Source organism: Streptomyces sp. 135, assembly GCF_020026305.1.
Lineage (GTDB): Bacteria > Actinomycetota > Actinomycetes > Streptomycetales > Streptomycetaceae > Streptomyces.
Window position 1 is genome coordinate 2,715,303 of record NZ_CP075691.1, and the last position, 15,000, is coordinate 2,730,302.

Genomic DNA, 15,000 nt, shown 5'->3' on the forward strand with positions numbered 1-15,000 from the left:
GACGGTCCCGCGGGCGGTGATCGTGCATATCTGGAGCATGAAGCTCCTGTCCACCCGTCGCCTCGGCTTCCGTACCGGCACCCTCGCGACCGTCGTGAACTGCTACGCCTTCCTCGTGGTACTGGCCGCCGCGGGTGTCTTCCCGCAAGCACAGACCACACCCGCTCCAGCGGTCGCCCGTATCGGCACCACCGCGGCCATGGTGTGTACGGTCGTGGACGCCCAGGTGCACGGCAGCTCCTGGACCCTGTCCCGCGGCACCGCGAGATCGTTCGCCGAGAGCCTGCCCGCCGGATCACGGCTGCGACGGGCCGCCGTCTTCCTGAAAGACGCTCAGGACGAGCGACAGGCACGCGCGTACGGTGCCGCTTTCCTGCGGGCCTGTACGGCCGCGGGCTGGCCCAGACCCACGATGGAGTAGCGCCTACGACCGACGCGCAAGCGTCGCCGGGCTGCACGAGGTTCTCACCCGGCCGGGGTCACTGCGCGGTGAGTCCCAGTTCATGGGCGAGGATCGCCGCCTGGGTCCGGTTGTCCAGATCGAGGCGGGACAGCAGCCGGGACACGTATGCCTTGACACTGGTCACCGACAGATGCAGTTCCTCGGCGATCTGCTGGTTGGTGAGACCGCGCCCCAGCAGGGCCAGTACGTCGCGTTCGCTGTCGGTGAGCGTGTTCAGCTTCTCCTGGACCCCCGGGTACGCGATCGTGCGGCCACCGCGCGATCGCGAGAGCAGCTTCGCCATGACGTCCCGCGACAGGACGGTCCCGCCGGCGGCCACCGTGCGGACCGCGCTCGAGATCTCCTCGCGGCCGGCGCCCTTGTGCAGAAATCCGGATGCTCCGGCCTCAAGGGCGAGCGAGACATGCTCGTCCGACGCGAACGTGGTCAGGACGAGCACCCGGGGCGGCGGAGTGCCCCGCAGGAGCAGCCGGGTGGCCTCAACCCCGTCGACCTTCGGCATGCTGATGTCCATCAGGACCACGTCGGGTTCGAGGGCGCGGGACTGGCTCACCGCGGCGGCCCCGTCGGCCGCCTCTCCGACGACGTCGATACCTGGCTGTGCGTCGAGTACGGCCCGCAGGCCCGATCGGACCAGAGCGTGGTCGTCCACCACAAGGACCCGAATCGTCACTGCGCATCCCCTCCGCGCCCACTTGTCCAGAGGAGCAAGTCATAGTGGGCACGCTGCCCCCGTCCGAGGCCCGACACGCGCGCTTCGACCGCATGGCGCAAGGCTGGACGCCGGGCGTCCGCCGTGTCAGGCCGTCCGGGCCCGAGGGCCGACATGCCGGGCCGGGATGTGCCTCATGCCTCCGTGGCGTCCCAGGGGATGGTGGCCGTCAGCCAGAACCCGCCGTCCTTGTCCGGACCGGCGCCGACCGTCCCGCCGAGGGCTTCGATGTCCCTACGCAGGCCGCGGATGCCCATCTCGCCGGAGCTCAGTACGACGATCTTGGAGCGGCCCGCGCTGTTGCGCACGTCGACCGTCACCACGTCGTCCTGGTGCACGACGCTGAGGTGCACCGTCGCACCGGGGGCGTATTTGCCCGCGTTCGTCAGGCCCTCTCGCGCGACACGTTGCACCAGCTGGGCGGTCGTGTCGGAAAGTTCCGCGAGGTCGGCGTCGACTTCCGCGCACACCTCCATTCCGGTGGCGCGCATGTTGCGGCACAGCGCCTCCAGGAAGCGCCCGAGTTCCCGCGCGCCGACCGGGGTGGACATGGCCTCCAGCACCGAGCGGACGTCTCCGAGGGCCTGCCGGGCCGTCTCTTCGATGGTGTGGACCTGCTCGCGCAGTTCGTCGTCTTGCACGTCCCCGCTTCCCAGCGCCGCGGCCTGCAAGGTCAGCAACGTGAGCCGGTAGCCGAGGACATCGTGGGCATGCTGAGCGAAGCGGGTGCGCTCCTCGATGGCGGCCAGCTCCGCCGCCTGGACGACCGCGTTCTCGGCCTGCTTGGTGCGCAGCCGCAGCGAGATCAAGGTGAAGCGGTAACGCCGCAGGATCTCGCCCGCGACGGAGGGCGTGACGATGTTGCCGAAGGCGATGTCCCCGGTGTTCTGGGCCATGCACCAGGCAGGAACGGTATACCCCCGTAGGCCGAAGTAGACGGCGAGCGCGGCGCAGATCCAGAGCCACCTGGTCCGGCCGCCGTAGAGGCACATCGACAAACAGGCGAGCGCCAGCGGAACGCGGCCGTCGGCGACGAGCAGGTAGCCGAGCGCGGTCACCATAGGCAGCCACGGAAGCGCGCGGCGGGCCAGCAGCGTGAACGAGACCGCCCAGCAGAGCAGCAGCACCAGCGTGTGGTTCTCCAGCAGCCCGGTCTGGAAGCGGTCGCCGCCCTTGCTGGTCACCGGAGAGGAGAGACCGCCCACCACGACCAGCAGGACTCCGGTCAGGTAGTACTGCAGTTGGCTGATCCCCACCGGGGGCGGGTGGCCGTTCCATTCGGCAAGATGCCGCCGGGCGTTCTTCACGATCGTGCGGCCCTCGAGCCGGGACATCACGGTGGCCCCTCCAAGCTCAGATAGCGGGTCACGTCAGTTGATCGATGCGGCAGATCAGCGCCGTGGAAGATCACACCAGCTTAGACCTCGGCTTTCGTGCCCCGGCCGCGGCGCGGCCGCGCCCGGAGCTTTCCTCGGCTGTCGCGCCCGGACCGCGTTCACTGCGCTTTCAGAACCACGGCGTTCAGGGCCAGCGTCCGGTTCACCGTGAAGAACGGACGGACCCGCACGGCCGCAGGGACGTCCTGGTGCTTGTTCAAGAACAGCCACCGCCCGGCCGCCTCCGTGGGCTCGTCGAGCACCTGAGGCGCGTAGTCGTAGACCTGTTTGACTTGGGGGAAGTCCCCGAAGAAGCGCCCGATCGGGATGAGTTCGTCCGTGCCCGGGTCGACGTGCAGGTCCCACACGTCGTGTTCCGCGAGCCGGCTCTGTGCCGCCACGGCGTAGGGGACAGTGAACTCTCCGTAGCGCTCGCCCTGGGTGAGCAGCGGGACCTCGAAGGACGGGGTGCCGTCGACCCGGGCCACGGCCAGCACCCGCGCGGCCGCGGAAAACTGCGCGCCCCACATCTCGAACTGCGTCGTGAAACCTTCGTCGTCCCGTTTGATCATGCGCGCCTCCGCGTGCCGGGGACGGTCCCAGACGTGCAGGACCAGCGAGTTGTCGTCGTTCGGGAAGGCCAGCCGATAGCGGAATCCGTCACCAGGAAGGGGTTGGTCGGCCTCGGCCTGAAACCTGTTGTCGTAGGAGTGGCAGCGCAGCAGGCGCTGCACGTCGTCCACCGGCGAGTGGACGGTCATCGACCACTGCCCTTCGCCCAGCTGGGTGTCCCGAGCGGGAATGGTCGCGCGGAGCCTGCGGGTGGTTCCGTCGGTGGGGAGGAAGGCGTAGTCCACCATGGCGGCGGCGTGGCTGCCCGTCCGCGCCACGCAGCGCAGTTGCAACCCGGGGTGGTCCATGTCCTGGGGCAGTTCGACGTGCAGGTCCCCGCCGGGGTTCGATACGACGTCGGCCGCCGTGTGCACCGTGCGCGCGCCAGCCAGCTGGGTCAACAGCGCCTCCCAGCGACTCGCGATCACGGACGGAAGGTAGCGCCGGGACGCGCTCTGGGCCGCCGCGCCCATCTTGGCGCGCAGTTCGGGGTTGGTCATCAGCTTCAGCAGCGCTCCGGCCATGGCGTCGACGTCCCGGATGGGGACGAGGATGCCGTCCTCGCCGTCCGTGATGATCTCTCGCGGACCGTAGTCGCAGTCGGCGCTCACCACCGGTACCCCGGCGGACATCGCCTCGATCAGGTTCATGGGCAGGCATTCGGTCGACGACGCGGAGACGGCGATGGCCGCCTTGGGCCACTCCATGTCCATGTGGCTGGTGGCTCCCATGAGCAGCACCCGCTCCTCCAGGCTCCGCTCCTTGATCAATTGGGCGAGCTTCGCCTTCTGGTCACCGCGCCCGTAGATGCGCAGACGCCACTCCGGCAGGTCGGCCGTCGCCTGGTCGAACGCGCGCAGCAGTTCGTCGTAGTGCTTGCGGTGCTCCAGGCGTCCCGCGGCGATGAGTGTGTGGCCCGTGGTGTCCGACGGCGCGATGGCAGCGGGTTCCACGCAGTTCGGAATGGCCGTGATCTTCCAGTCGACCCACGGGAAGAAGCGGCGGAGGTTCTCGGAGTCCTCGCTGTTCACGGAGACCATCGCGTCCAGTCCCGCGGGCGACTGCTCGAAGCCGCGGCGTTGGTCGGCGAAGAGGGTGTTGGATGCCTGGTGGATCTGGGCGATCTTGAGGAAGTCGCCCGGCAGCTTGCCCAGCACGACCCCGATGCCCGGGTGTGTGGCGATCACGACGTCGGCGTCGGTCGCCGCGAGGTAGCGCGCGAGGCGAACCTCGACCAGTCGGCTGTTCTGTTTCGTACGGCCGCCGTCTTTTGCGGGGAAGAGCCGCGGCGGCTCGGCCGACAGCGGATCGTCCGCGGCGCAGTCGGCGGCCGTAGGACGCCAGTCGAGGAGGTCGACCGCGCGGACGGCCGGGTCGAGTCTGATGTCGGCGGTGTCGCGGTCCCGGTGCAGCGACACAACTTCGACGTCGTGCCGGGCGCTCAACGCGGAGGCGAGCCGGGCGGTGCTGCTGATGACCCCACCGATGCCGTAGCGACTGTGGATGAGGAAACATATCTTCATGGAAACGTCTCTTGTTCTGCGTAAGGAGGGGGGGCAGATCACTCGATGATGTTCTTGGCACCGGCTGGCTTGTCCCGGCGTATGTGCGTGCACCCGCTGCCTGCCGGGCAGCTGTGCCAGTTCTGCGGAGCCTGGGTGAGCCAGTGCCCGTCGGGGACGTTGACGACCTCGAACTCGAAGTCCACCGGCGTCGACGGCAGCCCGCCCCGCTGGGCCAGGAAGCGAATGGTTCGTCGGCCCGCCTTCCAGTCGTGGGGCAGCTGGAAGCGCCAGCTGCCGTCCTCCTTCACGTCGGTCTGTCCCAACCACCGGCCCTCGCACAGGGCGATGACCTTGTGCGCGCCGCTAGCGCTGCCCGAGAAGACGGCGCGCGGACCGTTGCGGGAGCCGTAGGCGGGGCGGACGACTTGCGGCGGTGCGACGTCGGCCTCAACGGTGAAGTGCACGGGGAGCAGGGTGCTGCGGCCCCTCTCGCCGATGGCGACCGCGTGGAGCGTGTGTTTCCCGTCCGGCCACGTCGTAGTGTGCCGCCACTGCCAGGAGCTGTCCTCGCCCACGTAGGTGTAACCGAGCACGCTGTCCTGCAAGGTGATGGCGACGACGATGGCGTCCCGCGGTGCCGTTCCCCGCAGCCGTACCGACGCGCCGGTCCTGCCGTCCTGTTCGGGGCTCGTGACCCGTAGGCCCTGCATGTTCGTGGGCCGCGCGATCCACATGGGCCACTGGGCGACCGCGTCGTGGTTGCTCGCCGCCCGCCGGTAGAAGGTGCCCGCGGCCTCCGCGTCGCCGGCGACGTGCTCGACGAGGCCGAGGTCCCGCAGACCACGGGCCGCACACGCGGCGACCATCCGGGCGCCCCAGCGGTTGAAGTGCAGCGTGTCGATGATGCCGTGCTGCAACTGCGGGTGCTCTCCGGGGTCGAACCAGCGGTAGAACCCGCGCGCGGACTCGGGACCGGCCGCTTCCAGTTCACGGCCGGTGAGCCGCTGAAGGTCGAGCAGGGGCAGGCCGCGCTCCGCCGCCAAGGCCCGCACGTGCGGCGAGTACTCGCCCGCCGGCGTCGAGAGGGTGCCCTCCCAGTCGAAGAGGTGACGCGAGGGCTGCGTGGCCAGAACCGCCTTGACCGACGCCGCCTCCAACTGATCGAGGATGAGCCCCAGCCACGCGCGGTACTCCGTCGGCGTCGCGTAGAGGTCCGGCCGGGCGATCGCCTGGTCGCACACGCCCAGCGCGAGGATGAAGATGTCGTCGGGCTCCGCCTCGTCCAGGACGAGGGGCAGACGGTGGACGAAGTACCACCGTGCGGTGGCGCTGTCCCGGGAGTCGTTGATGACGTCCATTTGCGGAAGCATGCCTTCGAGGTGCTGCCCCCAGCCACTGAGCACCTCGTTGTCCTCGGCACGCGTGGCGGCCACGGAGTCGCCGACGATGAAGATGCGCTGCGCCCTTTTCATTGCCTTCCGGTCTCTTTCGTTATGCGTCATCGGTTCCGACTTCCTGTGCGATCCGGCCGCCCAGGCGTGACAACTGGCGGGAGCCCTGCTCGAGGAGCTCGTGTGCCTCCAGCAGCTTCTTCTCCAGAGCCTCTACACGTGCCTGGCGTACGCGACAGAGTTCGACCAGTTCCTCGCGGGGAAGTTCCTCGGGCGACTCCTCGAACTGGCCGACGACGGCGGCCGGGTCGAACTCGGGGGCGGCCTTCTCCCGGTTGCGCCGGAACAGGCCCGTGCGGCGCCCGTGTGTCTCCTCCACCCGGGGCAGGTCGACCGCATTGACCGACAGTTCGTTGTCCACGGTGTAGTACGGCCGGATGCGCGCGCGTCCCCGCCGGGTGTGTTCCGCTATCCATGCCGGATACCGGTAGACCTTCTTGCGGTCGATGCAGTCGCCCGTGAATCCGCCCAAACGCACGGAGTTGATGCCGGGGGCGCAGACGAAGAGGTCCCAGATGTCGTGGGCCGAGGTGTGCCGCGTGGCGAACTCCGCGTAGGGAAGGGTGAAAGAGATCTCCCGTCCCCACACGGGCCCCATGTCCAGCTGCACGTCCAGTGCCGGGTTCTCCCTGGACCGCGCCATGACGGTGGCCTGCTCGGTGGGGATCTCTCCCCACAGCTCCGCCTTGATCAGGGCACCGGTGTGGCTGCTGGTGTCGACGGAGAGCACCTCGGCATGTCTCTCGCGCACCCACACCCGCACGTTGAAGGTGTCGTCCTGACCCGTGTACGGGATGACGGAGACGAACGCCGGAGCGAACCGGCCAGGCGGCGTGGGAGCGATGCTCAGCAGGCTGCGGTCGTCACAGACACCCGTATGCAGTCTGCGCCGGGCTCCCCCGTCAGCGGTGCTGACGTACAGCTCCCACATCCCTTCGGTGAGAGGTAGCGCGGCACGCGAGAGCTGCGCCTGGATGGACCGGGACTCGCTGGTGAACCCGACGTCCGTGAACCCGACGCTTATCTGTTCCTCCGCCGCGAGCCCGTCTCCGGAGACGCACAGCAGCCGCAAGGCGGAGGCGGCCAGCTCGCCTGCCTCCACCCGCACGTGCACATCGCCGTCCGGGTCGGTCCACCAGTCGGCGTGGCTGGGCAGTTGCTGGTCCGCGCGCAGGACCAGGAGCAGCTCCTCGTAGGCTGCGGCGACGTTCTCCGGCAGGTAGCGGGCGGCCATCTGGAGGGCGGCAGCCCCCATGTCACCGCGCCGGGCGTCGTCCTCAATGAGGGTGAGCATGCCGGTTGCCAGTGAGTCCACGTCGCCGACCGGTGTCAGCAGACCGTCGACCCCGTGCTGGATGATCCCGCGCGGTCCGTCGCAGGCCGTGCTCACGCAGGGGACGCCCGCGCGCCCGGCCTCCACCACGACGAGAGAGAACGCCTCCGCCTTGGATGAGGAGACGGCGAGCGCCGCCTTGGCCCACTCCAGTTCCATGCGCGAGGTGGAACCCATCAGGAAGATGTTGTTCTCGAGGCCGCGGCTCACCACTTCGTCCATGATGCGACCGCGCTCGTTGCCCACACCGAAGATCCGCAGCTGCCAGTCCGGATGTGCCTGCACGACGCGGTCGAAGGCGGCGACCAGGTCATCGAACCGCTTCACGGGGGCCAGTCGGCCGGCGGCCACGACGGTCTTGGAGGACAGGTCCGAGGGCGCGAGACTGGTGGGCGGTACGCAGTTGGGGATCGATTCGATGCGCGTGCCCGCGTAACCGAAGCGTAGGCGTGCCCGCCGTGCATCCTCCGCGTTGACGGTCACGACCGCGTCGATCTGCCGGTAGGCCTCCAGCAGTCGCTGGCCCAGCGGACTGTCCGCGGCCGCCAGGGCCTGGTGCTCCTGGGCGACGCGCACGTAGTTCCGCGATCCCATGGCGGCCAGGCACACCGCGATTCCCGGGTTGGTCGCGATGACCACGTCCGCGTCCGTCTTGGCGAGATAGCGTCCCAGCCGTACTTCCGTGAGCCGGGATATCTCCGAGGCCCTGGCCTCGTCCCCCGCGGGGAACAGTTCGGGCGGCTGGCCGTACAGCGCGTGCTGTCCGTCGTAGCCGTACGACGTCTTGCGGGTGTCCACCAGATCCACTACCCGAACCCGGTCGTCCAGGGGCAGGGCCGCCCGGTCACGGTCCACCCGGGTGGAGACGATCTCGACCTCGTGCCGGTCGGCCAGGACACCGGCGAGGTTGAGGGTGCTTTGAATGACACCTCCGATCCCGTATCGGTTATGGAGGAGGAACGATATTTTCATCGAGGCATGCTCCGTCTCCGTAGAGATTTCAGGTGGTGGTCAGGGAGGACGCTTGCTGCAGCCGCACGAGCCGTTCTCCGCCTTCGGCACAGATCTCGGTGACGGCGCGCCGGAAGCGCACCGAGGAGGCCGGACTGCTGGGCCCCAAGAGGTAGTCACGCACCCTGTGCCGCTGCCAGGAGAGAACGTCCGACTGCGGGAACCTGGCGGCGTCCGCGAGACCGCGGACGCCGCGGCCGTCGGGCGTCAGCACATACGCCCCGAGGGCAGCGGTGTTCTCCCGGCGGAATTCCTCCGGTCCCAGCCCTTTGACATCGGTCAGGGCGTAGGGCTTGAGCGTGGCTATCCAGTCGGACACCACACTGGATATGTCGCTGATGAGCAGATCCGCCGCGTCGAAACATTCGTACAGAGTGAGGCTGTCCTGCTGGATGATCACGTGCTCCCACGGGCGGTGGGCGCGCCAGAACAGCTCGGTCATGCGCTCCCGCTGCCGGGTCAGCCGCTCCAGCAGCTCCCGCGGGGGCTCCGGGAAAGCCGCCATGAGCTGAGCCGAGTCGGCGTCGGGCAGGCGGTAGGAGTCGAGGATCCGCCGCAGTTCGCGCTCGGACTCCACCAGCTCGATGCGGTGGCGGGCGCGGGCGGGCGCGTCGTCGACCGCGCCGAACAGCGCGGCTCTGCCGCTGGCCTGGCGGTTGGCGCGCTCCAGGTGGCGCGTGATCGCCTGATGTGCCAGACGTGCCCTCGGATCGCGGATGCCGGTGAGCGGGTGCGGCTTGTAGATGATCCTGACGGCCGGTTGAAGAGCCAGCAGCGACCGGATGATGTTCTCGCCGGCGACGATGAGCGAACTGATGCCCTCGTCCGTCCACCCCTCCCAGGTCGGCGCGTAGAACACCGTGGGCAACGACGGGACTCGCCTGGGCTCTCGCTCGTCGGCCATCAGGGCGTCGAGCTGCGGTCGTCCCACCTCGACGATGGCGTCGTCCCGGACACCGACGTCCGCGGCCTGCCACCGGTCCCGCCCGGCCCGGCCGGCCGTCCAGACGCTGTCGTACGCCTTGGCGTACGGATTGACGCTGGCGACCTTGTCGCTGTCGCCGTGGCCGATGAAGACATGTTTCACCGTGGGGATGCGAAGCATGTGGATGTTCTTTCCCACGTTCGATACGTAGAAGGCGACCCGGACCGTCGACAGGTCCAGACTCATCAGGTCCACGGCACCCGGTACACACAACACGGGCAGGCGCGTGGGGGCCAGCTGCGCCAGCAGGTGTCGCTCGCGCAGCAGCACCAAGGGGCGTTCGGGGAGACTCTCCATGACGGACAGCCACATGTTGACCTGATATATGGACTCTCGTGAACCGCTGAAGTAGAGAACGGCCGCCGGACGGTACCCCTGCAGCCAGGCGTCGGTCTTCGCCAGCACGTCCTGTCTGCGCGTCCGAAAACGCGCGCGCAGCGCCCAGGGAACGAGTGCCAGGAGGGTCAGGACCAGCAGGCCGGCCGAGAGTGCCAGGGCGAGGTAGGTCCAGCGCGCCTGCCGGGTTGCGATCGAGAGCGTCACTCCCGCCCAGACGACGGCCTCATGGTGCAGGAGCCGCTGCCCGGGCCAGTCCGCGAGCCAGCGGGGCGCGCGCGGTTCCAGGCGCAGCCCCGGCAACTGCAGGTTGCGCGCGGTCACCGGCAGCTGCCGAGCACGCCGGGAGAATGCCGTCAGCCAGCTGTAAAGGGCCATCGCGACGGCGAATCCCAACACGCTGAGCGTGACGGTGATGGCGGCCGAGGCGCCGAAGTACGACAGCTCGGAGACCAGCGCCGCCAGCAGTACGAGCCGCACGACGCTGCGGACGGTGACGCCCGCCCGCCAGCTGCCGAGCCGCTTCATCATCTGGGGTTCGGTGCGGTGGAGGTAAAGATCGCACGCGTAGGCGACCAGCGCCGCCGCCGCGAAGGCGACGGGCCAGGTGGCGACCAGGGCCGCAGCCATGGCCAGAATGCTGGTGGCGAGCGCGGCGGCCACCGCGAGTCCACGCAGGCGTGTGACGCCGAAACGCCGCTTCAAAATGAGCACGGATTGACGACGGTCTATGGCAGTCACTCAGAGATCCACTCAACTTCCAGCGATAGTCACGGTTCCTCACGGCAGCCGGCGAACCCTTGCGCCATCATTCGGTACTGCCGTCTGGTGGCCTACAATCGATTCTGCCCGCTTCCGACGCGCAGGAGGTGGACGTACACATAGAGCCGAGGTCACCCTTCGCACCTGTCTGCGGTCACCGAAGGGTGACCCCTCGGGTGGGTGAAAGTCGCCATTAGAAGTGGCCCGGCTCCTGTTCCTTGGATGTACAGGGGGCCATTCGTCGCGGACGCGACAGATGCGGTTCCTTCGAACCCTGCCTGCGCACCGAAAAATATGGGAGAGATCCTTGACTCGAGTGATCCTGGCAGAGGACGAGGCCCTTCTCCGTGGGCTCCTTGCACAGCAGTTGCGTTTGGCCGGTATCGAGGTCGTCGCAGAGGTGGAGGACGGTGCGGCCGCGCTCAAGGCGCTGGAGCAGCATGTGGTCGACGTCCTTCTGCTGGACCTGCAGATGCCGCGGCTGAACGGATTGGACACCCTGCGCCGCCTGAAGGGGCGCCCCCACCGTCCCGCGGTCCTGGTCGTGACCGCCCTGTCGACCGACGACGATCTCTTGTCCGCGCTGCGGGAGGGGGCCGACGGCTACGTGCTCAAGGCGTCGGCGCCGGCTGATCTGGTCGAGGCGATCGAGCGGGTCGCCCGCGGGGAGTCCGCGGTGTCGGGGGCGATGCTCCGCCGCCTGATCGAGAAGGCCGTCAACGTGCCCAGCAACCAGTCGAGCGCGGCCGACCGCAAGCTGCTTGCGTCTCTCACCCCGCACGAGCGCGTGGTGGTGTCCTTGTTGGGACGCGGCCTGAGCAACCAGGCGCTGGCGTTCGAACTCGGGGTCACCGTCAGCACGGCAAAGACGTATGTGTCGCGTCTTCTGAACAAGAGCGGAAAGAGCAATCGGACTGAACTGGCCCTATGGGGAGTACAGATGGAACAGTCAGGGTTCGACCTGCTCAACTCTCCTTAATCCCGCATGGACGCAGCCGCGAGGCCCGATGTGACCCAGGAGAACTTGCACACCCGCTTCCGGTGCGACGGCGGCGACTATCTCTCTGCCAGATGGGCCCTCACTCGCACGCAGGGCTCTTTCCTGACTGACGTCGTATTTCTGGTGATCATCCTGTTCGGCTCCGCCCTCGTCGCCCGGGCCGGCGACGACTTAGCCGCCCCCGACGCCTTCTTCTTTCTCGGTATCAGCATTCTCCTCGCAGGCGGTTGGGTGTTTTTGTGGTGCCAGCGGGTCGTCGTGAAACGTGCGCACTTCGAGCGGCTCACGCCGCCCCACGCGGACATCGACGTCTTCGCTTCCCAAAGAAGCCTGACGCTCGACTGGGACAGCTCCGCCTCGCCGGTCAGAGTTCCGTGGGAGGACTGGGACTACTACATCGAGACCAGGCGGATACTCCTCCTCGTGCCACGCGACGGGGTGCGTACCGGCCCCCTCATTATCCCGGTCCGCTCGGCGGCCGCCACCAGGAACGACCTGCAGTCGGTGATCGACGTGCACATCAGACGACACAAGGGCGGTCCGCACGCGCCCTGAAACGGGGACATGGCGCCCGGGACGTACCCCGTAAGTCGATGGCCGTTGCCTGATTTCGCAGTGGCAGTAAGGCAACCTTTATCCAGTTATGCGGGCTTAGTGTCGAGAGGTACTGCCGGACGGTCGGGGGCCGGCGGCGCGAACGCCTTGGGAGCCAGACGAATGAGCAGCCAGCCCGGGAGGCCACGGAGCGGCGATCCCGAAGAGGGGCATGACACACCGGCACGCGGACCGGCCATCGGCCACGAGGAGAACTGGCAGGCCTACGCCGCGTGCGCCGACGCCGATCCGGAGGACTTCTTCCCGGTCAGCAGGCACGACGAGGAGAGCATCCGCATCGCCCGGCTCTCCTGCGGCCGGTGTTCGGTCCGGCAGCGGTGTCTGGCACACGCGCTCGACCGGCCCGAGCAGTACGGCATATGGGCCGGCACCACGGAGGAGGAGCGCGCCCGGCTGCGCCGGCGCGGCCTGCACATCGATCAGGCACCCAGCCGCAGTTGGTAGGAGCTCTCGGTAGCGGCGCACAGGGTCGGGGTGCGCAAGCGCCGGTGAGCCGAACCGTGACGTCACCGCATGGGTCGCCCCCCGGACACACAGAGAGGTCTGACGTGATCGCTGAGCATTCCCCGGCCGGTCCACTGCCGGCCGACGCCAGACAGCCACCGAAGTACCAGCTCATAGCGGACGACTTGGAGCAGCGGCTGAGCAGGAAGATACGCACGGCGGCGGCCGACGGTCAGCCGCCCTTCCTGCCGGACGGTCCAGCGATAGCGCGCAGGTACCACGTGACCCTCACGACGGCACACTTCGCCCGCCGGGCACTGGTCACTCGTCTGCGGTCCGGGACATCCTCCGAGGGTGTGGACGGCGCCGCCGAGACGCACTTTCCCTACCAGGTGGTGGCCGACGCGCTGCGCAAGCGCATCCGCACCGGTCAGCTGTGCGGCCGTCTCCCCGCGCTGAGCAACCTCGCGCGCCGCTACAGCGTCTGCAACGAGACGGTCGCCAAAGCGGTCCGCCTGCTGGCGCGGGAGGGTGTGTTGGTACGAAACAACCATCGGGGGCGGTACGTGACCGCGAGCCTCGCCGCACCGCCCGGCCCCGGCCGAGGGCGGGGGCCGGTGCCGCGTCCGCCTCGCCCCAGGGCCCTGGGCTCGCCCACGGGTTGAGGTCCAGGCCGGCCACGGACGGTGCCGTGGCCGACGTCAGTCGGACACGCCCTTGCCGCGGAGGTAGGCGAGCGGATCGATGTCCGCGCCGTAGGCGTTGGCCGTACGTACCTCGAAGTGCAGATGGGGTCCGGTGGCGTTGCCGGTACTGCCGGACAGGCCGAGCCGCGTGCCGGGCGACACGTGTTCACCCTGGCCGACGGCGATCGAGCTGAGGTGCGCGTACAGGGCGAAGTGTCCGTCCGGCAGTTCCAGGACGACCGCGTTGCCGTAGGCGCCGTTCCAGCCGGCCGACGCCACGGTGCCCGCGCCGACAGCGCGCACGGGCGTCCCACTGGGTACGGCGAAGTCGACACCGGTATGGTGGCCGGCGGCCCAGGAGCCCTGCTGCCCGTAGGGAGCCGTGATCGGGGCCCTGTCCACGGGCCGCTGCCAGTCCGGCATCCCGGACCGGGCGGCCCGCGTCACGTGCGATGTGGCCGGCGCCTCGGACGCGCCCTGGCCGGAGCTTGCTCCGGCGACGCCGGTGAGTTCCTGGCCGACGAGAATGCGATCCGGGTCGGAACCGATGGTCTCCTCGTTGGCCGCGTAGAGCCGCTGCCAGGTCGTTCCCTCCTGCGCGGCGATACGGCTCAGCGTGTCCCCCGGGCGCACGGTGTAGGACGCAGCGCCCTTGCCCTGCAACGCGTGCGGAGCCTGCGACGGGCCCGGCTCCTGGACGTGGGACGCCGGAGCCGGCGCGGTGGTGGCCCGGGTGGGCCCGTCCTGTTCGAGACCGGCACGAGGGCCGCACACCGGCCAGGCGCCCGGCCCCTGAGCGGCGAGCAGGTGCTCCGCCACGGCGATCTGCTGATTCTTCGTCGCGAGGTCCGCTCGCTGGGCGTACTCGGTGCCGCCCATCCCCTCCCAGCTCGACTGCGAGAACTGCAGCCCGCCGTAGTAGCCGTTGCCGGAGTTGGTGGACCAGTCACCGCCGCTCTCGCACTGGGCGACCTGGTCCCAGGTGGAGTCGGAGGCGGCGGCGGCCGGGGGGCCGGCGAGCCAGGTGAGGGTGGGCGCGGCGAGCGAGGCGATGCCAATCGAGAGCACTCGCGGCTTGAGCTTCTGGACGCGCGGCTTGCGGTGGATTCCCATCGTCAGAATTCCTAGGGCAGTGCACGGCATGGGCCGTGGAAATGTTGGCACGACATGACGAACGCAGGGTTCGCAGCCGACCTTGGACCGATTTTGCCGGCTAAATTCAGCACTCCGTCCCAAGGTCAGATGCTCGGCGACGCAGGCAGCGGCCTTTCCACCGTGCCGCTCGCGACGGACCGGTTGCCCGCGCAAAGGGTGATGCTCCGCGCGACAAACGGTGATTTCCCGCGCCGCCGCTGCCCATAGGCGCGGTTCGGCTGCTCGCGGCGCACCGTCGTCAGCGGTGGGTGGACGTCACCACGATCACGTGGGACAGGGCGTCCCCCAGCTGGGACCCCACATATGCGCCGAGGGCGACGGCGCCAGCCACGAACAGCAGCGCGCCCGCGAGCAGCCACAGCAACAGACGTCGGTGGTGTCGGCGGACAACGGCGGCGCGTGCTTTCAGCTGAGTATTCATGGACACCCACACAGCCTGGCAGCACCAGCTGTCACCCAAAGGTGACCTTCCGGCACCAGGAGGCGTCACTCGGTCGCGATGTCATCTTCGGAGGTCGTGCACGTCGCCATTCGATGTCGTGATCGAGCACCAT

Annotated in this window: 13 protein-coding genes; 5 read left to right on the top strand and 8 right to left on the bottom strand. The window is 68.8% G+C overall.

Going from position 1 to position 15,000, the window contains the following annotated elements:
- Positions 1–37 precede the first annotated feature (37 nt).
- Positions 38–421 (top strand): hypothetical protein, encoded by a 384-nt coding sequence (locus KKZ08_RS12220; protein ID WP_223774472.1) that lies wholly within the window; start codon positions 38–40, stop codon positions 419–421.
- 58 nt (positions 422–479) lie between these two features.
- On the opposite strand, the gene KKZ08_RS12225 is transcribed toward KKZ08_RS12220, so the two are convergent.
- The 6 genes from KKZ08_RS12225 to KKZ08_RS12250 all read right to left on the bottom strand — a co-directional run bounded on the left by KKZ08_RS12225 (position 480) and on the right by KKZ08_RS12250 (position 10,498).
- The gene (locus KKZ08_RS12225) at positions 480–1,136 is read right to left on the bottom strand and encodes a response regulator transcription factor (protein WP_223774473.1); all 657 of its coding nucleotides are present in this window, start codon (positions 1,134–1,136) and stop codon (positions 480–482) included.
- A gap of 173 nt (positions 1,137–1,309) precedes the next feature.
- On the bottom strand, positions 1,310–2,509 hold the full coding sequence (locus KKZ08_RS12230) for a histidine kinase (RefSeq protein WP_223774474.1): 1,200 nt from the start codon (positions 2,507–2,509) through the stop codon (positions 1,310–1,312).
- A 161-nt stretch (positions 2,510–2,670) separates the two neighbouring features.
- A complete protein-coding gene (locus KKZ08_RS12235; RefSeq protein ID WP_223774475.1) occupies positions 2,671–4,686 on the bottom strand; it encodes a glycosyltransferase family 4 protein in 2,016 nt (671 codons plus the stop codon).
- 38 nt (positions 4,687–4,724) lie between these two features.
- Positions 4,725–6,140: a GDSL-type esterase/lipase family protein gene (locus KKZ08_RS12240; RefSeq protein ID WP_223774476.1), complete on the bottom strand. Its 1,416-nt coding sequence runs from the start codon at positions 6,138–6,140 to the stop codon at positions 4,725–4,727.
- Between the two features lie 19 nt (positions 6,141–6,159).
- The gene (locus KKZ08_RS12245; RefSeq protein WP_223774477.1) at positions 6,160–8,424 is read right to left on the bottom strand and encodes a glycosyltransferase family 4 protein; all 2,265 of its coding nucleotides are present in this window, start codon (positions 8,422–8,424) and stop codon (positions 6,160–6,162) included.
- Between the two features lie 28 nt (positions 8,425–8,452).
- Complete coding sequence (locus KKZ08_RS12250) at positions 8,453–10,498, bottom strand: hypothetical protein (RefSeq protein WP_223774478.1); 2,046 nt, start codon at positions 10,496–10,498, stop codon at positions 8,453–8,455.
- Positions 10,499–10,862: 364 nt separating this feature from the next.
- Here KKZ08_RS12250 and KKZ08_RS12255 point away from each other — a divergent pair, with 364 nt between their 5' ends.
- The 4 genes from KKZ08_RS12255 (at position 10,863) to KKZ08_RS12270 (ending at position 13,270) form a co-directional block, all read left to right on the top strand.
- Positions 10,863–11,525 (top strand): response regulator transcription factor, encoded by a 663-nt coding sequence (locus KKZ08_RS12255; RefSeq protein ID WP_223774479.1) that lies wholly within the window; start codon positions 10,863–10,865, stop codon positions 11,523–11,525.
- Between the two features lie 6 nt (positions 11,526–11,531).
- Positions 11,532–12,101, top strand: a complete 570-nt coding sequence (locus KKZ08_RS12260; RefSeq protein WP_223774480.1) for a hypothetical protein — start codon at positions 11,532–11,534, stop codon at positions 12,099–12,101.
- A gap of 162 nt (positions 12,102–12,263) precedes the next feature.
- Complete coding sequence (locus tag KKZ08_RS12265; protein WP_223774481.1) at positions 12,264–12,605, top strand: WhiB family transcriptional regulator; 342 nt, start codon at positions 12,264–12,266, stop codon at positions 12,603–12,605.
- A gap of 104 nt (positions 12,606–12,709) precedes the next feature.
- Positions 12,710–13,270 (top strand): GntR family transcriptional regulator, encoded by a 561-nt coding sequence (locus KKZ08_RS12270; RefSeq protein WP_223774482.1) that lies wholly within the window; start codon positions 12,710–12,712, stop codon positions 13,268–13,270.
- A gap of 36 nt (positions 13,271–13,306) precedes the next feature.
- Here the strand turns inward: KKZ08_RS12270 and KKZ08_RS12275 are convergent, their stop codons facing one another.
- A complete protein-coding gene (locus KKZ08_RS12275; protein WP_276573891.1) occupies positions 13,307–14,404 on the bottom strand; it encodes a transglycosylase family protein in 1,098 nt (365 codons plus the stop codon).
- A 280-nt stretch (positions 14,405–14,684) separates the two neighbouring features.
- Positions 14,685–14,867 carry a hypothetical protein gene (locus tag KKZ08_RS12285; protein ID WP_223774483.1) on the bottom strand — a complete coding sequence of 61 codons (183 nt, stop codon included), beginning with the start codon at positions 14,865–14,867 and terminating at the stop codon, positions 14,685–14,687.
- Positions 14,868–15,000: the final 133 nt, after the last annotated feature.

What these genes read in the sequence shown, in the direction of transcription:
- KKZ08_RS12220 (WP_223774472.1), top strand. Translation starts at nt 38, where the DNA reads ATGAAGCTCCTGTCCACCCGTCGCCTCGGCTTCCGTACCGGCACCCTC.
- KKZ08_RS12230 (WP_223774474.1), bottom strand. Translation starts at nt 2,509, where the DNA reads ATGTCCCGGCTCGAGGGCCGCACGATCGTGAAGAACGCCCGGCGGCAT.
- KKZ08_RS12235 (WP_223774475.1), bottom strand. Translation starts at nt 4,686, where the DNA reads ATGAAGATATGTTTCCTCATCCACAGTCGCTACGGCATCGGTGGGGTC.
- KKZ08_RS12240 (WP_223774476.1), bottom strand. Translation starts at nt 6,140, where the DNA reads ATGAAAAGGGCGCAGCGCATCTTCATCGTCGGCGACTCCGTGGCCGCC.
- KKZ08_RS12245 (WP_223774477.1), bottom strand. Translation starts at nt 8,424, where the DNA reads ATGAAAATATCGTTCCTCCTCCATAACCGATACGGGATCGGAGGTGTC.
- KKZ08_RS12260 (WP_223774480.1), top strand. Translation starts at nt 11,532, where the DNA reads ATGGACGCAGCCGCGAGGCCCGATGTGACCCAGGAGAACTTGCACACC.
- KKZ08_RS12265 (WP_223774481.1), top strand. Translation starts at nt 12,264, where the DNA reads ATGAGCAGCCAGCCCGGGAGGCCACGGAGCGGCGATCCCGAAGAGGGG.
- KKZ08_RS12275 (WP_276573891.1), bottom strand. Translation starts at nt 14,404, where the DNA reads ATGGGAATCCACCGCAAGCCGCGCGTCCAGAAGCTCAAGCCGCGAGTG.
- KKZ08_RS12285 (WP_223774483.1), bottom strand. Translation starts at nt 14,867, where the DNA reads ATGAATACTCAGCTGAAAGCACGCGCCGCCGTTGTCCGCCGACACCAC.